Genomic DNA, 22,297 nt, shown 5'->3' on the forward strand with positions numbered 1-22,297 from the left:
AAAGTTCAGTGGTTATTTGTTTTTAAATTTAAAAGGTATAAAATAAAATATCTTTATTTATAGATTTTTATCTTTATTTCTATTTTTAAAATAAAAATCAATGAGCCTAATGTTGTGCAAATAAAAAAGGACACTAACTCCAGCTAAAAGCAAAGTTAGTTGGGATATAGTCAACCTATTAAAAACTCAGGCACAAAAAGATGTTTTTTTTAATTCATATTTTTAATTAAATTAATTGCATGGCGGAATAAACTATTTGAATATAAAAAGCTTACACTGCCACACCTTTTGAAGATGAGGCCAAACCTTGCGCTGCAAACAAAGCTGAGCTTTGTTTTGCTCATGTTGGGCGAGGGATAGATCCTGTACCCAGCGTTCCTACACAATGGGCGATATCCATATCTCCACACGATAGAACGACCATCTATGATTCAATAATATTGCATAGCGTTAAATTGAAGTTGGGAAAATTACTTTTCCCTGGGTTTCCCAGTGCGAAACTGTGTTAATTCGCCATGCATATTTAGTTCATACTGATCAAAATCATCAGCAATGTAAAAATTGCCATGATAGTACTGGGCAATTTCATTACCAATGCTTTGCACACCTTGTGCATCGTGGTAACGGGCACTGAGATGCGTTGCAATTAAATTGGATAGTTGAATCGATTCTGCAAACTCAGCGACCATTTTCGCAGAACTGTGCATTGGGCCTGCGCCTACTTTGTCTAATATCGATTGAGTATAGGTGGTTTCATGAATCAGCAGTGCTGCATCCTGACAAGCGTTCGATAGTAATTCTGGCTGATCGTTATCTCCACCGACAATGGCATAAACACTTTGAGTGTTTTGAATGAGAACATCTTGACTTAAGACGGACTGCCCATTCCACTCAATATTTTGACCTTGTTGTAGATCACCCCATAGTTTACCTTTTGGAATTTTGAGTTGATTTAAAACCTCAACATTGAGTTTGCGCTGAGTTTGTGTCGCTTTAAAGCCATAAGCATAACTTGTCACACGGTGGTGTAAGTGATGAACGTTAATGGAAATATGCTCATCCAATTGAAAGGGATTCGTCAAAGTATTTACATCGATAAAATGTATTGGATAAGGCAGAAAAAGTTCAGTGAATTGACAGGTAACTTCTAACCATTGCTGAATTTCTTTGGGTGCAATCAGCGTGATTGGATCTTTACGTGCATTCATACCAGCACTTGCCAGTAAACCCATCAAGCCATAACAATGATCGCCGTGTACATGCGTAATGCAAATGGCTTTTAAATGTTGTAAAGAGAGTTTTGCTTGTTGAATACGATGCTGTGTACCTTCGCCTGCATCAATCAATATCCAGTCTTTGCTTTTGCAATAATGAATCGCTAAACCTGACACATTGCGTGTTAATGTGGGCGCACCAGAGGATGTCCCTAAGAATGTAAACTGTAACATGAGGAATTAAAACCTATTGAATATTTAAAATGTTTTCTATGATTGTTTTTACAACAAAGCAGGGTGGATTCCATCAAAAAAGTGTCGAATCAGACGGTGATGGGAGAAGTGAGTAAAAGCTTTGTACATCAATAGTATAGTCGCATTATATTCAAAAGAGAAACTGAGATTTTTAAAATATTAAAAAATGACGGTATAAACAGTATTTGATTTTTGACAAAATAAAACTATGCTTTAAGCAAGATATATAAAATTTTATAGATTTATAGAAATATGCAAAAATTTAAAAAAACAGTCGTGATTGGTTTTGTGGGTTCAACTTTAGATCAAGGGAAAAAACTTGATCGCTGGCAACGCTGGCGTCCTACCATGAGTTTGTTGATGCATGAAGATTTAGTGATTGATGAGCTGGTTTTGTTACATGATCGCCGTAATGTCAGCTTAATTGATCATTTGCGGCAAGATGCGTTAGAAATCTCACCGCAAACCCAGATTACTGGCCATAAGGTGAGTATCCGTGATCCTTGGGATTTTTCAGATATGTATGGTGCATTATATGACTTTGTAAAATCATATTCTTTTGATACTGAGAACAATCATTATTTATTACATATCACCACAGGTACTCATGTTGCGCAAATATGTTGGTATTTATTGGTTGATGCGCATTATTTACCAGCCAAACTCATTCAAAGTGCACCTACAGGTAAACAACAACCCGAGGGTGAATATCGGATTATAGATTTAGATTTATCTCGATATGCGGCATTAACCCAGCGGTTTGAACATGAACAATCTGAAAATTGGCAGCAGTTAAAAGCCAATATTGCCACGAAGAACCAAAACTTTAATCAAATGATTCAAGAAGTGGAATTGGTTGCAACACGCTCAAGTGCGCCAATTTTGATTATGGGTGCAACAGGGGTTGGTAAGTCGCATTTAGCCAAGCAAATTTATCAATTGAAAAAGGAAAAATTTCATTTTTCAGGACGCTTTATTGATGTGAACTGCGCAACACTGGTTGGTGATAGTGCGATGTCGACATTATTTGGTCATAGTAAAGGTGCATTTACAGGCGCTATTGCAGCACGTACGGGTTATTTGAAAAGTGCGGATAATGGCATTTTATTCCTCGATGAAATCGGCGAGCTAGGGTTGGATGAGCAAGCCATGTTGCTCAAGGCCTTGGAGGATAAGTCATTCTTTCCTGTAGGAAGTGATAAAGAGGTTCAGGCTGACTTTCAGTTGATTGCAGGAACCAATCGAGATTTACGTGAGGAAGTCCGTGCAGGGCGGTTCCGTGAAGATCTATGGGCTCGCTTAAATACATGGACCTTCTTTTTACCGAGCTTAAAAGATCGCGTAGAAGATATTGAACCGAATATCACCTTTGAATTACAACGTTTTGCTGTTGCGCATCAACGGCAGTTGCGTTTTCATACCGACGCCTTAGAAAAATATTTAAAATTTGCGCAATCTTTAGACGCCAGTTGGCAAGGGAATTTTCGTGATTTAACTGCAAGCGTGACACGTATGGCGACTTTAGCCAATGGTGAGCGTATTGGTTTACATGAAGTAAATGCTGAGATTGGCCGACTACAACAAATTTGGAATATTGCTGAAAATAAAGATACTTTAACGCAATCGTCACTGATGAAAATTTTAAGTGCTGAACAAGTGGCGCAGATTGATGAGTTTGATCGTATTCAATTGCAGGGGGTGATTGAGGTTTGCCAAAAATCGAAATCCATGGCCGATGCTGGACGGCGTTTATTTTCTGTATCTCGCGAGCAAAGACAAACCACCAACGACAGTGATCGCGTGAAAAAGTATTTGGCGAAATTTGGTTTGAGTTGGGATGATGTGAACGGATAAATAAAGTGACTCATTCACCTTATTTATCCTAGAATTCTTTTTAAATTCAGATTTATGGCACAAGAAGAAAACGCGAAATTGCGATTCTTAACTGCTTTAAATAACCTGTAAAGAAATGGTTTGCGCCTGGCAATACTGTAATTAAATGGCGCTGAGGTTTTGCCCATTCAAGCAAATCAGAGAGTTTAGTCGTCGGATCTGCTTCACCATGTACAAACAGGATATCGCCTTTAATGGCTGGGGTAACATAATGACGCAGACCATCTACAGTGGATGTTGGTAAACCACATAAGATCACTTGTTGCGGTTTAATTTCATCAGGTAGCGCATGATAGGCTTTTGCCATTACATGTGCACCAAAACTAAAACCGCCAACGTAGAAAGGTAGACTTTTGTGTAATTGTCTAACGTATCTAATGACCTCTAGAATATCTTCAGTTTCAGCAAAGCCTTCGTCATGGATTCCATCGCTTTGTCCAGAACCACGAAAACTTGGGCGATAGACCACACAACCCTGTTCAGAGAGGATTTGTGCAAGTAAAGCAGGAACTTTATGTTGAGGTGTACCACCTTGCAGTGGGTGAGGATGACAAACGACAGCAAAACCTTTTACTTCGCCCACAGGATAGTCAACAAAAACTTCAATTTTGCCAACCGAACCTTGAATGAACAGTTGTTCGGACATAATTTAAACGATCATAAGCAGGGAAGTGCGATAGTTTACCGATTCTGTTCACAGAAAACATGAATTGGAATTAAAATATCCCGACTGTTATAGTTTGATTAGTTATTTTTTGATCAGGAAGACCATGCTCGCCTTAATTTCCCCTGCTAAGACACTCGATTACCAGTCAGCACTACCGACCGATACGCACACTCTACCAAGACTGCTGGATCAATCTCAACAGCTTATAGACCTAAGTCGTAAACTCTCCGCTTCAGATATTGCCAGTTTGATGAGTGTCAGTGAAAAAATTGCCAATCTCAATGCGGAGCGTTTTCGTGACTGGAATGCTGACTTTAGTTTTGCCAACGCGCGACAAGCAATTTTTGCATTTAAAGGCGATGTTTATACAGGTCTGGATGCATATAGTTTGTCGCAAGACGATCTCAATTTTGCGCAAGATCATTTACGCAGCTTATCTGGCCTATATGGCTTATTACGTCCTCTTGATTTAATGATGCCGTATCGTTTGGAAATGGGAATAAAACTTGCCAATACCCGTGGTCATAATCTTTATGAATTTTGGGGGGATCGAATTACCGATTTGATCAATCAGGATTTGCAACAAAGCGGCTCAACGTTATTGGTCAATATTGCTTCTGATGAATACTATAAATCGGTCAAGGAAGCAAAAATTCAGGCTGATATAATTAAACCAGTATTCTTAGACCAGAAGAATGGTAAATATAAGGTGATCAGCTTCTATGCTAAAAAAGCGCGTGGCTTAATGGCTCGATACATCATTCAAAATCAATTGAAAAAAATGGAAGATCTTAAATCCTTTAATACCGATGGTTATTATTTTGACGCCGAGAGTTCATTGAAAGGTGAACTGGTATTTAAGCGTGATGAGCAAGTTGCTTGAGTTTTTAAAGCGTTTAATGTATTGAAAGAGAGTTGGCTTGCTTTAAGCCAGCTCTTTTTCAAAAATAGTATATTTATGACCAAGCTAATTTACCGCTTTGATTTAAACAAAATTAAACACATCTTTAATTAAATCAATTATTTGATGATAAAAATATAGCACTGCCACACCTTACATTTAATGTTTAAATAGCTTTGCGTAGGCGATGCCTCACTTTTCGCAGGGATTGCCAAACCTTGCGCTGCAAACAAAGCAGTGCTTTGTTTTTGCTCATGTTGTGCGAGGGGTACGTCCTTTTACCCCCGCCCCACGGTAGGATCACCATCTATGCTTCAAAAGCACAAAAAAAGCTTCATTTTTGATCAATGACTTGATAGAAATCACTTATATGAATAATTAGCTGGTTTGACTATGTAATGATCTGCTGGTCTTTCGGTGATTTGTTCATGTGTAAACTCATCACCAAACATGGGATAACAGCCAAAAATGTTGTATTAATATATAAAGTCTTAGATGTTCTATAAATATGATCATAGCTAAAACAGAAATTTACCTCAAACCATTCAATCAGTATTGGGCTGAATTTGCGAATCAGATAGCAATCGAAAAAGAGCAGTGTATTTTTTTACAGCAGTTGCTTGTTGCTGCTTATACTGAGCCACAACGTCATTATCATACGGTTCAACATATTGTTGAATGCCTTGAGTTATTTCATCAAGTAAAAGCGCAATTGAATGATCCTATTGCTGTTGAGCTGGCAATTTGGTTTCATGATGCCGTTTATAATCCACAAGCAAAAGATAATGAACAACAAAGTGCTTACTTAATGCAAAAGCATTGTACGGGTATTTTAACGCAATCGGTCTTAAAAAAAGTTTCTCAATGGATCATTGCAACACAAGAACATCAGCCGTCTAATCAACATGATTTAAATTATTTACTTGATATCGATTTGGCAATTTTGGCTAGCCCCCCTGAACGTTTTGCAGAATATGAACAGCAAATTCAACAAGAATATGCATGGGTTGATACTGAAATCTATAAAGTCAAAAGAGCAGAAGTTTTACAGCATTTTTATCAAATGCAACCTTTATATCAGACTGAATATTTTAGAAATCATTTTGAGCAAAATGCGAAAGTAAATTTGTCAAAATTTTAAAGGTGAATCTAGATCAGCATAGAAATCGTTATTATTCGGTTTTTTATAGATTTGTTGATTTCATTTTTATAGTTAAATCTCATATCATTAAGTACTTACTCCATTATTAAACCTTACATAAAATTTTACATCAAACCCTATTTATATTTAGGAAAATATTTTGAACATCATTAATATTTTGAGTTTATCAGGACTTGTTTTCTTAAGTGCTTGCTCTCAGCAAAATTCTCAGAATGCAGCTCAAGTAGAGTCTACGAAAAAAGTTGCGATTGCAGCAGATAATGACAAAGTTGAGAGTGCAAAAGTTGATACAGGAAAGGCAAGCAGTGAGATTGAAGTCGAAATTCCTACAACTATTACTGAAGCAAAAATAGAGCGAAAATCTAAAACGTTAAGTTATCCTGATGAGCTTATACAGCAGGTAAAAGATGCACAGAAACATTGTAAGCAAGCTGTAGCGGTTGATATGAAAGATGTTGTTACGGTTGTGGATTTAATTGGGGATGATCAGCCAGAATATATTTATGAACCTGACTCAATTCGGTGTGTTGAAGATGGTGTATTTAGAGGGCATGGGGGAGATCAGCTGGTGATCTACCAATCTAAAGATCATAAAACCATACAAGAAATTTTTAACAGTGCGGTATTTTCTTATCAGATTATCAATAATCAAGCCAAAGCTATCGTTCAAGTCGAAGTTGGTGGGGGATACTGTGGGCAAAACATGGCAGAAATTAGCCGTGCAGAAGCAATCAATTGTAAGCGTAATTTGGAATGGGATGAGAGCCTAAAACAGTTGAAGATGGGTAAGATGTATGTTGATGAACCGAAGGCTAATGCTGAATAAGTGCTATTCAATATAAATAGCACTCTAAGCAGTCAATTATGTACGAATAATCATACAGGTCGCTGTTGCATGTGCATATAATTTGCCATCTTCATCGACCAATTTCCCTTCAGAAATGGCAAGACTTTTACTTAAATTAATCAACTGTCCAATAGCAAATAATTGCTTATTTTGAGGTACAGGGCGGCACATTTTTACATTTAAATCGATGGTGCCATAACCTACGCCTGCTTCTAGGGTGGTATGTACTGCACAACCTGTTGCTGAGTCTAAAACTGTTGCTGCAAAACCGCCATGTACGCCGCCTAAAGGATTTAAATGACGTTGGTCCGCTTTGACTTTAAAACTTGCATGACCATGCGAAATTTCATGTAAATCCATCGGGATGGTTTCACTAATCGATGCTCTAGGAATTTGTCCAGCAACCATTGCTTGTAGAAATTCAAGCCCTGTCATTTCTTTTGGGTGTTTCATATATTTATCCTTTATATAGGGTTCTAAAAGAGAACTTAAAGTAAAATATGATGTTGGGGGATTTACTGTCAAACTTTTTATTGAATTTGAACGATTGAGTTGATCTTTTTAATGTTCAAAATCGTAGAATTTTTCAATATGGTTGGATTGATGAATGATTTTTAAATCAATTCTTTCACCCGTTGCCCACGTGGCAATCGATGCTTGTAAGTCGACATCAATAATATCGAGCTCTTTACATAAGGTCTGATCAGTTTCAATCACAATGAATTGAGGTGATTGTGTCTTTAGGCACTTTGCAATATACCGTTGAATATTTTGGAGCTGATAAACATCTATAATTTTATAACGCATACTTTTCCAAATATTATATTTAAATTGTTGTATTGACTAATTTAGAGTGAATCATTTAGGTTTTCAATTAAAAAGCATGAGTATGATAAAAAATATCTGTTTCACTATAATTTCTCTACATCATTGTAGTATCTTTATTGAAAATTTATAAAACATAAGGAAATTATTATGAAAGGGCAATGTGTTTGTGGGGCAACAACTTTTACGGTTGAATTAAAAAATCATGATGTTCATGCGTGTCATTGTTCAATTTGTCGTAGACAAACGAGCGGTGTAATTATGACGATTGATGTAGAACAGGGTAGTTTAAAGTTTACTCAAGATGATCACTTAAGTATTTATAATTCTTCTGAATGGGGCGAACGTGGGTTCTGCAATTGTTGTGGAACGAATTTGTTTTGGCGGACCAAAGACCGAAGCTATTGCAATATCAATGCATTTGCTTTGGATCAACAGCTTCAAGAACTAAAATTTAATATGGAAATTTTTATAGACAATAAGCCCGAATTTTATGCATTTAACAATGAGACAAAAAAATTAACCGAAGCAGATGTGATTGCACTATTTGCCGGAACCACTGATTCATAAGTGCGTTATTCACTGATTCGGATAAATTTTTATAAAACCAATAACTCCATGCCAGCCAATTTAAGATTGACTGGCATTTTTATTGCTTTAGAAGCTGAGTTTATGGTTTATAAAGTCCAAGTTCAGTCAAATGTAATCTTAAAATCCGTCTAAGTTCCAATACCGCTTCAGGTGTCTCTTGGATCGAATGACCACCTTTGATAATTTTCTCAGATACTGCACCGTCTAAATGTGAACTAGTATATGGAACGATTCCATCGGTCATTACGTTAGGATCTGTACTATTGGTGATATTGCCCATAATTGAGTGATAGATCATGTCTTTCTTCGGCATAACGTTTTCAGTCAATTTGGTGAAGTTTGAGCTATGGCTTAAGTCACTTGGACCATTTTGAATCAGTCCATGCCCAACATCTTTTAAAAAGTTTTTTGCATTTAAATCACGATCATCAATAGAGTCAGCTAAAGCCCCCAAGAATGCACCTGGCAACTTAATAATTCGACGAGCAGCTAAAGTGAACCAGCGATCAGCAAATGCAGTGCCACGATGTGGTGCTGAAATAAAAATAGCACGATCAAAATTAGGTATAGATTGAATAGTCAAACGAGATTTGAACATTGGATCATCTTTAAATTTATCAAATTTACGATTGTTCAACATCTTTAAGGCTGGTTGTGTCAGATTGGCATCACTGACGAGTAAGCGCGCAATAATCCCGCCCATACTATGCCCAATCAACACAGCATCTTTAGCAGAAGCAGAATTTTGATTAATTGAAGCAAAACCTTGATTAATGATGGCATTGATCTGAAAACGGCTTTCTAAGATCGGCATATTGGTGGAATAAAAGACCTGCCAAACTTGATAGTGCTCACGTAATACATTGTCGCCCATAATATCATTAGTTAAGCGAATCCAAGCTTCCGGGCTACTGGCGAGACCATGTACCAAAACAATCACTTTCTTATTTGGGTTGTATGGTTCAAGCATATACAAATGAGGCATAGTCAGGCTTTGATCGCGATCAATTAAGCTCAGATAAGCCGCAATACCTAAATTATTTTGAGCCAGCCATAGACCATAGGGCGCTGAAAAGTTTGCCGCAAGCGGGTATTGTTTGCCACCAATTTTTAAATTTTCAATGCTATAAGGATCATAAACATTCAGTTGAAAATTTGGGTTATGTAAGATGTTTTGTAGTGATTCCTTCGAATTTTCAGGTTGTGCTACAATACTGACCGATAAATAACGTGGTTGATGAATGTTGGGATTCATGCCATTTTTGTATTTATAATCAAATGGATTTACAATATATTTGTTTTCTTCAGGTGCTGTGGTGTTGGGTAAAATTGCAACAAATTCTGCACCGAAACCGTCTCTACGGTTGATTGAGCGTAACCCTGAGAAGTTTAAGTTATAGCTCGAAACAAGATCCTCAAGTTCAATCTGAGCCAGTGCAGGATAGCCATTAAAATTAATACGATAAGTGCTTTTGCCAACTTTAATTTGTTTTGCTACTTTTTGGTTTTTATTTCTTAGGGCATATGTCGAAATCAGTTTAGCTAATGCTTGATTATAAAAGTCACGTATCTGAACTTGTCGGTTATTAAAAATACGGTCTTGGGGTTGGCGTTCAGTTTTAAATAAATAGGCATAACTATAGCGGATGCTATTATCTAACATCACCATCTGCTGATCTAAACATTGCTCATAGTTTTTTTGGGAGGATTGTTGCTTGTCAGTGGATTGATGTTTAGAAAAAAGACTGACTTTACAATCTGATGAGTCGCCCAGATTGATTGCTTTGGTTAAGTAAATTTCACTTGCGGTCGAAAGTAGTTGTTCATCTTGAATCTGTGGGATTTCAGCTAAATCTGCCACACATTTTTCGGGTTCATCTGTACATGATTTGGCTTCTCGTCCAGTCATTGACAAAACATTTAAGCTGGCTTCACTCATTTTTGAACGTGTCAAAATGCTGTCACGTTCATTGGCAATAGTTACATTAACCTTTTGATTTTTTACACTGACAACTTGGCATCCGGATAAAATCAATGGACAAATTGCCAGAGCACAAAGCAAAATATTGTTTTTTGAGTATTGCATAATCATTAACTAGATCAATCTTTGTCTGAATCATACGTGAGTTTTATTCAATTGATAAACAAAAAAAATAGACTGAATGTTCAGTCTATTTTTTATATTTTATAAATTTATTTTGCCTGTGCTGGATTTTTTAATACCTGCCAAACGTTGTAACGACCTTGTTTTTCAATTTCTTCAATTAAACGATCTGCAACTTCAGCTTCTTCTGGGTATTTCACTTTATAATTTTTCAAGGTTTGGATTGCATTTTTCTTTTGCTCCATACCAATAAAGTTATTTGCAGAAGATAAATAGGCTTCTTGAACACCTTGTTTGATAGCTTTATCTAAATATGGGATGGCTTCTTTTTGACCGCCACCCTCTGATAAAGAGAAACCAAACCACAAGTTTGCTTCAGCATCATCTTTGTTGATTTTAAGGATACGTTGAGCATATTCTAGTGATTTAGTTGTATAAGATGAACCAAGGTCAAGGTTACGGCCCAAAATACTTGCTTTAAATGCACGAATCAAAATATCAAAAGAAGCATTTGGTGCAGCGGCTAATTGGTCAAGCTGAGTAGAGACTTCTTTTAACTTACCCTCAAAGCCTTTACGCTCTTTACGGTCACTAAATTGTGGTGGGTAATGGCGTGCTTTACCTTCAACCATTTGCAAGAAATCATCAATAGCAGTGATGTCAATTTCATTGTTTTCCGCAAGTACTGCATACTTCATAGCACGTTGTGAGCTATTCACTGTAGGTACAATTAGTTTATTGGTATCTAAAATGATTTTTTGGTTTGGATTTGCTGGATCAGTAACTTCAAGTTTGTTTACAGGTTGAGCCGATGCTTTTTTTAACTCCAACTCAAAAACAGGTGGTTGAGAGTAATCGAAAGGGTTTAGTGCATAGAACGGAGGAGACAATTCAGGCTCAGTGTAAATAAAAGGCTCGTTTACATCTACTTTGTTTTGTTGCTTGATGGGTGTTGTTGAACACGCCGTAAGTACTGAAGCTGCGAGTAATGCATATGCCAAAGGCTTAATCGTCATGTGTTTCTTCCATTAATTTATATTAAAAAACGTGCATGGGCATCAGTCTATGAAAAGACGTCTGAACATGCAACTTGATTTGGTTCGTATTATTAAAAATTATACATTACAGTCTATTGACACTTCATTTTGTAAAGTATTAAGCAGCCTTATGCTTTCGATGAATGGTTTTGCGCCTCACATTCACGTCTAACTTCTTCAATGATTTTGATTTCATCTTCACTCAAAGGCTGCTCAATATTGTGTTGTAAATTGAACGTTGGGTCTAAAATTGATAAACGCTGGCACAAAATATTGAGGCGCTTTTCATTTTGTTCTAAGCGATCTAATAGAACACGCATACCATCAAGCATAGGATCGGATTGTTCTGGTACAGCTGCATAGGCTTGAAATTCTGTATTTTCAATAACACTGCTCATTTCTTCTGGACAACTTGGTTCAGGTGTTGAGATGATTTCTTTATCTTTGCTAATAAAGCGAGCAGGATTACCTACAGCCGTGACGCCATCCGGTACAGCTTTTGTCACCACAGCATTTGAACCTACTTTAGCATTTTTACCCACCACAAAAGGGCCTAGGATTTTTGCACCTGCGCCCACCACAACACCGTCAGCTAAAGTAGGATGACGTTTACCTTTATTCCATGTTGTGCCACCTAAAGTCACTCCATGATACAGGGTGACATCATCACCAATTTCTGCTGTCTCACCAATTACCACACCCATGCCATGATCGATAAAAAAGCGTTTACCTATTTTAGCGCCAGGATGAATCTCAATACCTGTTGCAAAACGACTAAAAGAAGACAAAATACGCGCTGAAGTTTTACAATCTTTTTCCCATAATTCATGGGCAACACGATGCATGATTAATGCATGTATCCCAGGATATGTGGTTAAAACTTCAAATGTATTACGCGCAGCAGGATCTCGCGCAAATACAGCTTGGATATCTTCTTTAAGCTGTTTTAGCATTAGTTTTGATCCTCATCTTTTGACTTTTTCCATGTACCATTATTTAAGGCTTGAACTCGACTAAAAATGCCTCTTAATAAATGATATTCCATCTTATCTAATTGTATACGCCCAAATAATCGACGCAAGCGTAAAGGCAGTAAACGTGGGTTTTTAGGGTCTAAAAACTCGATTTCAGCCAACATTTTTTCAATATGCGGATAAAACTGTTCCATTTGTTCGTGTGTGACCAAAGGTTCATCCCAGTGCATATCTTCTGAATCTGTTACACGCATCATCGCTTCAGTATCCAGTTTCTTATCAGCCAGTTCTAACGTTGCCATACGCATTTCATAGCACAGCACTTGAATTGCTTGAGCGACATTTAACACGCCATAATCACTATTTACTGGGACTGTAACGTGAAAGTTTGCCAGTGCAAGCTCTTCATTGGTTAAACCACGATCTTCACGACCGAAGACAATAGCGATTTCTTGCTGGTGTTGAATAACCGCTTGCATTGATTTTTGAGCCGCAGGGCGTGCATCAAGCAAAGGCCACGGAATGGTGCGACTACGCGCACTGGTTCCAAATACAATATGGCAATCTTTAATGGCATTTTCTAAGCTGTCGACAATTTCTATTTGCTCGATCAGATCTGCTGCACCAGCTGCCAACGCATCTATATCTGGGTGAGGGTAGGTTTTAGGCGCAACAAGCACAAGTTTAGTTAAGCCCATTGTTTTCATCGCACGTAAAGCACTTCCAATATTGGCAGGAAGTGTGGTATTGACCATGACAATACGTACATGACTTAAATGCTGTGAAATCACAGCATTGTCGAAAATATCCATGAATATTCCAAAATATTAAGCTTTAAATTCAAATAGGGAGGTTAAGAGAATTGGCCTGCATCTGCCATATAGTCATCCATTGCATCATCCATACTCATATTTTCTGGTGGCGGTGCAACTTGAGTCGGTTGGGCAAGTCCACGATGATCAACGGCTTTTGCCGCTTTAGATTTGACTTGGTATTCAATATGAATAGATTCTTTACCGAAGTAATCACGTAATTTCGAAAGTAACTCATCCAATGGGGCAACTTTCCATTGTTGACCTAAATGTAACTCAGCTGTGGCATAGTCGTAATCTAACTGGATCTGCATTGGGATATGTTGGCACATATCGACATTACAGAAGGGCAGTAAGATCTTTTGAATATCCGAGGCTAAAGTTTTAGTCATCACTTCAGTATTCAGTGTTATGGCAATGCTATTGGCACGCTTTTGTCGAATTTCATTGAGAGTGAATGCTTTGGTCAAACGTCCCATAGGACGGTCAAAACCTTCACGTTCATAAATTTCACCTTCAATCACAACCACTTTTTCATTTTGAATAATGTCTTTAAAGCGTTGGAAGCGTTCATGATTTGCAGAGACTTCGATACGTGCTGTGCCGTCATCAAGGGTAATCATCATCCGATTTGGGAAATTGGCAATATCGACCACTAAACCTGCGAAAACAGTAGTTACACCACGGCGAGTTGGGGTTAATTCATTAATTTTATTTGGAATAAAGGATTTTAATTCTGCACGATAGACATCAATTGGATGACCTGTCAGATATAAACCTAGTGTATCTTTTTCGCCTTTTAGACGCACTTCATCTGACCAAGGCTTTACAGGTTTAGCAGGCTTACGTTGAACCTCTTCAACTTCACCAAATAAGTCCATGATACCCGTTTCACGATTTGAACGTGCTTGTTCAGCTGCTTGGACAGCTTCAGGAAGTTGAGCCATTAAACTTGAGCGTTCAATTCCCAAACAGTCCAGTGCACCAGCGCGAATCAATGCTTCCAATGTTCTTTTATTGATTTTTTTCAAATCTACACGGTGGCAGAAATCAAATAAATCTTTAAAAGGACCATCTTGCTCACGTGAATCAATCACGGATTGCATGGCCTGTTCGCCGACACCTTTAATTGCACCTAAACCATAAATAATGGTGTTTACATCACTGGCATAGAATTGGTAGAACGACATATTTACCGATGGCGGCAATACCACTAAATTGTTGATTCGGCAGTCATCAATTAAAAATACAATGTTATCTGTATTTTGCATTTCCGAAGACATGACCGCAGCCATAAATTCAGAAGGGTAATGTGCTTTTAACCAAGCCGTTTGATAGGCAACTAAAGCATAAGCGGCGGCATGTGATTTGTTAAAACCATAGCCTGCGAATTTTTCCATATAGTCAAATATATGGTTGGCTGTACCTTCATCAATATCTTTTTTCGCAGCACCTTCAATAAAGGTGGCACGTTGTTTGACCATTTCCTCGACTTTCTTTTTACCCATCGCACGACGAAGTAAATCTGCACCACCCAGTGTATAGCCTGCACAGAACTGTGCGGCTTGCATCACCTGTTCCTGATATACCATGATCCCATAAGTGGGTTCGAGTACACTTTCTAACAGCGGATGTAAGTATTCAAACTCACCACCATGCATACGATGGATAAAGTCGGGGATAAGGTCCATTGGACCCGGTCGATATAAGGATACGAAGGCAATAATTTCTTCAAATTTACTTGGGCGTGCTTCTTTAAGCATTTTTTTCATGCCCACGGATTCAAACTGGAATACCGCGGTGGTATTTGCGTCAGCAAATACTGCATAGGATTTAGGATCGTCTAAGGGAATGTTTGAAATATTTAACGGCTTATCAGATTGAATACGCTTATTGATATTTTGAATCGCATCTTCAATTACAGTAAGGTTACGTAAGCCCAAGAAGTCGAATTTTACTAAGCCCGCAGCTTCTACATCATCTTTATCGAATTGGGCAACCCGTCCTGTGCCATCAGCTTCACACAAAATTGCCGAATAATCGGTGATTTTGGTTGGTGCGATGACCACACCACCTGCGTGTTTACCTGTATTACGGGTAATGCCTTCAAGCTTGAGCGCCATTTCCCAGATTTCAGCAGCATCGTCATAATCTGGGTTGGATGGATTGGTAACGATATCTTTAAGTTGTGGTTCAGCCTCAATAGATTCTTCTAAGGTGAGACCTAAAGGTTTAGTCGGAATCATTTTAGAAATACGATCTGCCAAACCGTAAGATTTACCTAAAACCCTTGCTACATCTCGAATCGCACCTTTAGCAGCCATGGTACCGAAGGTTGCAATCTGAGAAACCGCATCACGACCATAATGGCGTGCCACATAATCGATGACCTTATCACGCCCAGCGATACAGAAATCGATATCAAAGTCGGGCATGGATACACGTTCTGGGTTTAAGAAACGCTCGAAGAGTAGGTCATAACGCAGCGGGTCTAAGTCGGTAATTTTTAAACTATAAGCGACCAGTGAGCCTGCACCTGAACCACGACCAGGGCCTACAGGAACACCATTATTTTTAGACCATTGAATGAAGTCCATAACGATGAGGAAGTAACCGGGGAAATCCATTTTATTGATAATGCCAAGCTCATAGGCCAGACGTTCATCATAAGGCTTACGAATTTCAGCCCAATCTTCATCACGTGTTTCAACAGGATAAAGGAAGTCTAAGCGTTCTTCTAAACCAATTTCAGAAAGATGCTCAAAGTAAGAATGGATGGTATGCCCTTCCGGAATCGGATAGTCTGGTAGATCATGGAATCCTAAACGGAGTGAAACTGTACAACGCTTTGCAATTTGTAAGGTGTTTTCTATCGCACTTGGAATATCTGCGAATAACTTAATCATTTCAGCAGAGGTTTTAAAATATTGCTCAGGGCTGTAGTGCTTAGGGCGTTTATTATCACCTAGAACATATCCATCTGCGATACAAACGCGTGCTTCATGTGCTTCATAATCTTCTGGTCTAACAAAATGCACATCATTATGTGCCACAACACCAATATTGTATTTTGCAGCAAGTTTAACTGCTTCTTCATTGAAGCTTTCTTCTAATGGGCGACCTGTTCGCGTCAATGCTAAATAAACACGATTGCCAAATTTTTCGATCCATTGTTCTAACAGCGGTTCGGCTTTTTCAGGATAAGCTGCACAAAGCATTTCTCCGACATCACTATGTAGACCCAAAAGTACAATGATGTCTTGAGACTGTTCAAGCACCCACTCTTTTTGTACACATGGAATCGACAGTTGTTGTCCTTCAATAAAGCCACGAGAGACAATTTCAGTCAGCCCACGCCATCCCTTATTGGTCATCGCCAGTAAAGTTGCTTTATGGTTGGCATCGTTTAATCGAATTACACTGCCGAAAATAGGTTTAATCCCTTTCCCCAGCGATTTGTTGTAAAACTTAACTGCTGCATGCAGATTGGATAGGTCTGTAATGGCTAAAGCAGGCATTTCATCAGATGCGGCAGCTTTAATCAGATCAGGTATACGTACGATCGATTCTGTAATAGAGAATTCGGTATGAATACCAAGATGAACAAACTGCATAGACCTATCCTATATGAAACTGCCAGCTATTTTATCACGCTTAAACTGTGATGTGCTGAAATAAAATGTTCTGGATGAATTATTGATTTGCATTTAAGTTATTGAAATATATTTAAATATACTGAATTTTTTAATTTTGGCTTTTAGTTGCATGATTAACCAGCAGTCAGTTTGAGTTATATGTTGGCAGGCGGTTTTGCATGGGAATAAAGAAATTAAGCTTTATTTGAATCATATGGGTTAAATAAAGTAGCAGTGTTCGTCCGTGCGATTGTGTTCAGATGAGACCAACACGCAGGGACACTTTAATGTGCGATAAATAAGTTTAGGATGACTACGCCAATAAAAATATGATCTTTTATTGGAGAGTCTGCTATTCGCTTAGCTTGGTCATGTATATTGAACCGATTTATTTGATGAATAATTTAAAGCCCTGACTATTATTCAGTTAGAGCTTTGTATATCTAAAAAAGTTGGGCTTATAATGCCTTTAAACGTTCTGAACCAATCCAATGTTTAGAGAATTGATATGCTGCACGACCTGAACGTTGACCACGTGCCTGACACCATCTTAAAGCCTCCGCACGAACATCCTCAGTAAAGGGCATTGCTGCTTTTGCCAAATAATGTTCCACAATTTCTAAATAAAGATTTTGATCCATTGGATAAAAAGACAACCACATACCGAAACGATCTGATAATGAAATCTTTTCTTCGATGGCTTCTTGCGGATGCAACTCTTTATATTGCGGCACATCGACTTTGGTTACAGGCGTGTTTTCATGCATAAATTCGGGCAATAAATGACGACGGTTACTGGTTGCGTAAATCACAAAATTACTTGAGCCAGATTGTAGCGAGCCATCTAACACGCTTTTTAAACTACGGTAATTTTCATCTTCAGCATTAAATGCCAAGTCATCACAATAAACGATGAACTTTTCTGGCCGATCTTTAATAATTTTTTGAATTTCTGGCAAGTCAGACAAATCATCTCGTTCAATTTCAATTAAACGTAAGCCTTGTTCTGCATACTGAGTAAGTAAAGAGCGAACAATGGATGATTTTCCTGTGCCGCGTGAGCCAGTCAGTAAAATGTCGTTGGCAGGTAAGCCGTGTAGAAATTGTTCAGTATTTTGTAAAATTTTAGCTTTCTGCCGTTCAATCCCTTTAAGATCATCCAAATGCATTGCTTTCGGGTTATAAATCGCTTTGAGTTGTTTATCGTGCCACCTAAAAGCCACTGCTTTAAAGTCAGTATCTTGTTTCTTTTCAGGAAGGACTTGATGTAACTGATCCAGAACAGTGGATAATTTTTGGATGATATTGTCAGGTAAGTCGAAAGTTGCCATATCCGTTCGCTATTTTCAGAAATTACAATGTGTGGTTGATATTAGCACAGTAATTTTATTGAGCTAATCTCAATAGGCGATAATTGGAATCTAAAGCAAGAATTAAATGACTTATGGTAATTGATTATCTGGTTATTTTTCAGCATAGTTTATCGACAGGTATTTAAAAGTGTCGGATTAAAAATCAAAGGAATATTAGAAATGTTATTAGAACTTACTCAAGATTTAAATCCGCATCAGGCTTATTGTATTAAAAAACTAAAAAGAAAACTGAAACATGCAGAAAACTATGAAGAGTGGAAATCTATAGCGTTAAAACTGGATGAAGAAACGGGGGCACAGGAGTGGAAGCTAGATAATACCTCACCATATTTTGATGCTGAAATTATTTCCCATCGATTAAATTTATTACGCCGTTACCGAATGCAAAATCGAACCCAAGACTTGATGTATATCCTTAGAGAGGGATTTAGTCATGATGTTGCCAATATTGGGCACCCGATGTTATTTGCGCATACCTATGTTGGGACAAAAAAAATAATTGAAGATTATATTGAGGAAGTGAGTAATAGTTTGGCATTCATCGCTTCAGATGGTTGCCAAACTTTATGTCATGAAAGTAAAAGGAAGTTTTTTGAAAACTGTGAAAAGGCCTATGGTCAACCTGCATTGATGTTTTCAGGTGGGGCTACATTGGGTTTATTTCATAGTGGCGTTTGTAAAGCATTGATGGAACAAGACTTGATGCCCAAAGTACTTTCAGGTTCGAGTGCTGGCGCAATTATGACTGCGATGTTGGGGGTAAATGAACCAGGTGAAATTCCAAACTTACTCAGTGGTGACCAATTTTATAGCGAAGCTTTTCACTTTCGTAGTGTAAAAGAATTAATCAAAGGCAATGGTGGTTTTGCAGATGTCCGATATCTTAAAAAATTCTTGGTTGAAAATTTAGGCGATGTGACTTTTCATGAGGCTTTTGAAAAATCAGGATTAGATATTAATGTCACCGTTGCACCTTATGATGTTTCTCAAGAAGATGTACGCATCATGAATAAATATACCTCACCAGATTTGTTGGTCTGGAGTGCAGTATTGGCATCCTGTGCTGTACCTGTTTTATTTCCACCTGTGCGTTTAATTAGTAAACGTTACGATGGTGTACATACTCCTTATTTGGCCAATACCCGTTGGGTGGATGGCAGCGTACGAAATGATTTCCCTCAAGAGCGCATGTCACGTCTTTATAATTTGAATTACACCATTGCCAGTCAGGTTAATCCACATATTGTACCGTTTATGCAAAATGATGAAGAACGTTACCGTAGAGATTTACTGAGTTGGCCTGAACGTATCGTACGTAGTCAAGGACGCATGGCTGCAATGGGGATCATGGATTTTGCTCGAGGTCGTATGGGAAGAGTGCCATCTATGCGTCGTTTACTCGATCACGGTTACGGTATTATTGACCAGCGCTACTATGGTGATGTCAATATTATTGGGGAGTATAGTCTACGCCATTATAGCTATATGTTACAGAACCCACGCCCATATCTATTTAAGCTGTTGCAACGAGAAGGTGAGCGTGCAACTTGGCCAAAAATTTCAAGTATAGAAACACATGCACGTATTGGTAAAACAATCCAACATTGTCTAGAAGTTTTGAATCATCCTATGACGAAAGATATACCAGCAGAACAATTGATCGAAGTATGAGCCAAAGCAGAATTCTTCCAGTTGCATATAATTCAATCCAAAGTCAAAAATTTGGTCGCCGTGTTTATCAAATTCAACAGGGACAGCAATGGTTTTGGTTGAAATTGCAGCTCAAAAATTCGAATCGCTGTTATCAACAGCACTTTTTCAATGAGCTAAACTGCTATAGCAAATTGAATGCATTGGAGACAGAATCTCAGCCTGTAATATTAAACTTTTCAATATTTGATCCATTTCAGCAATTTAAAATTGAAGAAGAGGTCATTGATCAAGCTTTATGGGTGGAAGATGTCCCAAAGCTTTTTCAGGATGCACCTGATTTACTTAGCTTGGCTGAAATTGGTATACGATTGATACTCAGCTTAGATGTGCTTGAACATCTGCATGACTATGGTTATCTGCATGGCGATATCAAAGTTGAGCACTTTCGGGTTAAGGGTGGAAAAAGTTATTTGATTGACTTTGAACAGGCTGTAAAAATAGCTCAAGACGCAAATCTAACAAGTATTGAGACACATACAGCAACACCAAGGTATATGGCACCAGAATTGTTTCATGCGCAAGCAAAATCATTTCAATCCGATATTTATGCGTTGGGAATCGTTTGGTTGGAGTGGTTGACACAACAGCGGCTATCTGCAAAAAGCTATCAAGATTGGGCATTTTTGCATTGTCAGGAGTTAAATGTGGTGTTACCAGAGCGATTTAAAATTTTTGAAATGGTTTTAACAGCAATGTTAATGAAAAAAACAGGGCAACGTTGTTCAAATATTTATCAAATAAAACAAGTATTAAGCCAAATTGTTTAAACAAAAAGCAGTATTTGCAACATTTGTTTTTTATTTAAACAAACGAGTGTCTTTTTCGAAAAAAGGGCTTGTCATAATAAAACGATCTCTATAATATACACAGCCATTGGGGACGTGGCGAAATTGGTAGACGCACTGGATTTAGGTTCCAGCGCCGCAAGGTGTGAGAGTTCGAGTCTCTCCGTCCCCACCAAGCAATTCATTTTGCGGTACTGAAGCAAAATGAAGTGTTATAGAGGATTGGTGTAATGGTAGCATGACGGTCTCCAAAACCGTTCGTCAAGGTTCGAGTCCTTGATCCTCTGCCAAGTTATTTAAAAAGACTAAAACGTTAGTTTTTATTCGGGGACGTGGCGAAATTGGTAGACGCACTGGATTTAGGTTCCAGCGCCGCAAGGTGTGAGAGTTCGAGTCTCTCCGTCCCCACCAAATTTAAAAAAGCATGATGAAAATCATGCTTTTTTTATGCCTAAATTTTTATTCTGATGATGCTGTATCTTATCTTAGTCATAGGTTTGGGAATTTAATTTTATCCAGATCAAAAAAAGACCTAAACGAAATCGTTTAGGTCTTTTTAAAGAGAAACTTCATTTACACACTTACTAAGCCTTTAAGTGATCCTCAAACTCTTCACCGAGCTGTATCGCTAAGTTATTACCTGATAAATCACAAGTGACTAAACCATATTCTTTTTTAAAGCTGAAAGTAAATCCTTTTCCATCAGCTAAATTTTTTACTGAATAGCCTAATTTTTCTAACCAAATACGAAAAGCGATTAAATTCTTTGCCTTTACAACCTTTTTCACAGAAGATCTCCTTAATTCCTGCCTATAAATTTAATAGGGGTGATCATTAAATTTTTAAAGGGGAAACTTGATGAAAGTTATTTTTTATATCAATATTTGAGCAATTTGAGAAATGAGGCTTTTGTATCATTGCGTATTTTTTTGCTATAAATATGAATAAAATGTGAATTTATTATAAAATAGTTAAATAAAACAAATTGTTAAAATAGTGTGGAAATTGTCCTTGTAATATTTTGATGCAAAGATATCTATTTTTAAAAGCAGAAATTTTCTCATTTTTAGTTTGAATAAATGTAAGTAAATTTAACAGAAGAATAGATTATTGCAGTCGAACAGGATGATGTTGTTGTAAAAAATCTAAAATATCACTAAATAATTCAGCCTGATCTTTGCCTAAGGTCATGAGGTGTCCTGTCTTGGGATAGCTTTTAATCTGTTTTTCTGTGGAATTGACATGATTATAAATAATTTGTGCACTGGATTGATAATGTACATCATCTAATTCACCATACAATAAAAAAATAGGCGCGCGAATTAAAGAAACATTGCTTATGGTTACGGCAATAAACTGATGCAATTGGTGTAGTTGTATTGTTGCTTTATTTTCTAAGCTTTTTATGTCTAGTTCTAAATCGCTATTCTGAAATTGATGAAGATATTCTGCATAGTGTTTTAATCGCTTAAAGAGATCATTTACATTTCGATCCTGTGGTGCAGACAT

At 37.6% G+C, this 22,297-nt stretch carries 19 protein-coding genes and 3 tRNA genes; 10 read left to right on the plus strand and 12 right to left on the minus strand.

All coding sequences use genetic code 11. The features are described from left to right. Positions 1–470 precede the first annotated feature (470 nt). Positions 471–1,448: a ribonuclease Z gene (locus tag AC4CVF_RS05060; RefSeq protein ID WP_490789043.1), complete on the minus strand. Its 978-nt coding sequence runs from the start codon at positions 1,446–1,448 to the stop codon at positions 471–473. A 273-nt stretch (positions 1,449–1,721) separates the two neighbouring features. Between AC4CVF_RS05060 and rtcR the strand changes: the two genes are divergently transcribed. Next, complete coding sequence (gene rtcR, locus AC4CVF_RS05065; RefSeq protein WP_490789044.1) at positions 1,722–3,323, plus strand: RNA repair transcriptional activator RtcR; 1,602 nt, start codon at positions 1,722–1,724, stop codon at positions 3,321–3,323. Positions 3,324–3,375: 52 nt separating this feature from the next. Here the strand turns inward: rtcR and AC4CVF_RS05070 are convergent, their stop codons facing one another. Beyond that, the gene (locus tag AC4CVF_RS05070) at positions 3,376–4,008 is read right to left on the minus strand and encodes an alpha/beta hydrolase (RefSeq protein ID WP_336954423.1); all 633 of its coding nucleotides are present in this window, start codon (positions 4,006–4,008) and stop codon (positions 3,376–3,378) included. A gap of 124 nt (positions 4,009–4,132) precedes the next feature. Here AC4CVF_RS05070 and yaaA point away from each other — a divergent pair, with 124 nt between their 5' ends. From yaaA to AC4CVF_RS05085, 3 genes are all read left to right on the plus strand, one after another. Continuing rightward, the gene (gene yaaA, locus AC4CVF_RS05075; RefSeq protein WP_336954424.1) at positions 4,133–4,912 is read left to right on the plus strand and encodes a peroxide stress protein YaaA; all 780 of its coding nucleotides are present in this window, start codon (positions 4,133–4,135) and stop codon (positions 4,910–4,912) included. A 526-nt stretch (positions 4,913–5,438) separates the two neighbouring features. Beyond that, positions 5,439–6,071, plus strand: coding sequence for an HD domain-containing protein (locus AC4CVF_RS05080; RefSeq protein WP_490789045.1), 633 nt, complete (start codon positions 5,439–5,441; stop codon positions 6,069–6,071). 160 nt (positions 6,072–6,231) lie between these two features. Further along, entirely contained in the window at positions 6,232–6,918 is a 687-nt protein-coding gene (locus AC4CVF_RS05085; protein ID WP_419359529.1) for a hypothetical protein, read from the plus strand. 36 nt (positions 6,919–6,954) lie between these two features. Here AC4CVF_RS05085 and AC4CVF_RS05090 read toward each other — a convergent pair whose 3' ends face one another. Together AC4CVF_RS05090 and AC4CVF_RS05095 are read right to left on the minus strand one after the other, a co-directional pair. Beyond that, positions 6,955–7,392 (minus strand): PaaI family thioesterase, encoded by a 438-nt coding sequence (locus AC4CVF_RS05090; protein ID WP_004719280.1) that lies wholly within the window; start codon positions 7,390–7,392, stop codon positions 6,955–6,957. A gap of 108 nt (positions 7,393–7,500) precedes the next feature. Then, positions 7,501–7,746: a hypothetical protein gene (locus tag AC4CVF_RS05095; protein ID WP_336954427.1), complete on the minus strand. Its 246-nt coding sequence runs from the start codon at positions 7,744–7,746 to the stop codon at positions 7,501–7,503. Between the two features lie 168 nt (positions 7,747–7,914). Here AC4CVF_RS05095 and AC4CVF_RS05100 point away from each other — a divergent pair, with 168 nt between their 5' ends. Further along, on the plus strand, positions 7,915–8,334 hold the full coding sequence (locus AC4CVF_RS05100; protein ID WP_419820263.1) for a GFA family protein: 420 nt from the start codon (positions 7,915–7,917) through the stop codon (positions 8,332–8,334). 100 nt (positions 8,335–8,434) lie between these two features. On the opposite strand, the gene AC4CVF_RS05105 is transcribed toward AC4CVF_RS05100, so the two are convergent. The 6 genes from AC4CVF_RS05105 to AC4CVF_RS05130 form a co-directional block, all read right to left on the minus strand. Next, positions 8,435–10,447, minus strand: a complete 2,013-nt coding sequence (locus AC4CVF_RS05105; RefSeq protein WP_336954429.1) for a lipase family alpha/beta hydrolase — start codon at positions 10,445–10,447, stop codon at positions 8,435–8,437. 101 nt (positions 10,448–10,548) lie between these two features. Then, positions 10,549–11,475, minus strand: a complete 927-nt coding sequence (locus AC4CVF_RS05110; RefSeq protein WP_336954430.1) for an ABUW_2363 family tetratricopeptide repeat lipoprotein — start codon at positions 11,473–11,475, stop codon at positions 10,549–10,551. Between the two features lie 149 nt (positions 11,476–11,624). Beyond that, positions 11,625–12,449, minus strand: a complete 825-nt coding sequence (gene cysE, locus AC4CVF_RS05115; protein WP_336954431.1) for a serine O-acetyltransferase — start codon at positions 12,447–12,449, stop codon at positions 11,625–11,627. Further along, a complete protein-coding gene (locus tag AC4CVF_RS05120) occupies positions 12,449–13,282 on the minus strand; it encodes an RNA methyltransferase (RefSeq protein ID WP_336954433.1) in 834 nt (277 codons plus the stop codon). Before AC4CVF_RS05120 ends, cysE begins: the two co-directional genes overlap by 1 nt. 41 nt (positions 13,283–13,323) lie before the next feature. Then, positions 13,324–16,896, minus strand: coding sequence for a DNA polymerase III subunit alpha (gene dnaE / locus AC4CVF_RS05125; protein WP_419327750.1), 3,573 nt, complete (start codon positions 16,894–16,896; stop codon positions 13,324–13,326). Positions 16,897–17,375: 479 nt separating this feature from the next. Then, on the minus strand, positions 17,376–18,248 hold the full coding sequence (locus AC4CVF_RS05130; RefSeq protein WP_336954435.1) for an ATP-binding protein: 873 nt from the start codon (positions 18,246–18,248) through the stop codon (positions 17,376–17,378). A 201-nt stretch (positions 18,249–18,449) separates the two neighbouring features. On the opposite strand from AC4CVF_RS05130, the gene AC4CVF_RS05135 reads away from it, so the two are divergent. From AC4CVF_RS05135 to AC4CVF_RS05155, 5 genes are all read left to right on the plus strand, one after another. Next, a complete protein-coding gene (locus tag AC4CVF_RS05135; protein WP_490789046.1) occupies positions 18,450–19,961 on the plus strand; it encodes a DUF3336 domain-containing protein in 1,512 nt (503 codons plus the stop codon). Beyond that, positions 19,958–20,770 carry a protein kinase domain-containing protein gene (locus AC4CVF_RS05140; protein WP_336954437.1) on the plus strand — a complete coding sequence of 271 codons (813 nt, stop codon included), beginning with the start codon at positions 19,958–19,960 and terminating at the stop codon, positions 20,768–20,770. Before AC4CVF_RS05135 ends, AC4CVF_RS05140 begins: the two co-directional genes overlap by 4 nt. A gap of 108 nt (positions 20,771–20,878) precedes the next feature. Beyond that, positions 20,879–20,963 (plus strand) — tRNA-Leu (locus AC4CVF_RS05145). A gap of 41 nt (positions 20,964–21,004) precedes the next feature. Then, positions 21,005–21,078: transfer RNA gene (locus AC4CVF_RS05150), tRNA-Trp, on the plus strand. Between the two features lie 36 nt (positions 21,079–21,114). Beyond that, a tRNA-Leu gene (locus tag AC4CVF_RS05155) sits at positions 21,115–21,199 on the plus strand. A 173-nt stretch (positions 21,200–21,372) separates the two neighbouring features. Here the strand turns inward: AC4CVF_RS05155 and AC4CVF_RS05160 are convergent. Together AC4CVF_RS05160 and AC4CVF_RS05165 are read right to left on the minus strand one after the other, a co-directional pair. After that, positions 21,373–21,576, minus strand: coding sequence for a hypothetical protein (locus AC4CVF_RS05160; protein ID WP_336954439.1), 204 nt, complete (start codon positions 21,574–21,576; stop codon positions 21,373–21,375). Positions 21,577–21,895: 319 nt separating this feature from the next. Next, positions 21,896–22,297: an alpha/beta hydrolase gene (locus AC4CVF_RS05165; RefSeq protein ID WP_490789047.1), complete on the minus strand. Its 402-nt coding sequence runs from the start codon at positions 22,295–22,297 to the stop codon at positions 21,896–21,898.

The sequence above is a fragment of the Acinetobacter sp. LipI_19 genome (assembly GCF_058242925.1).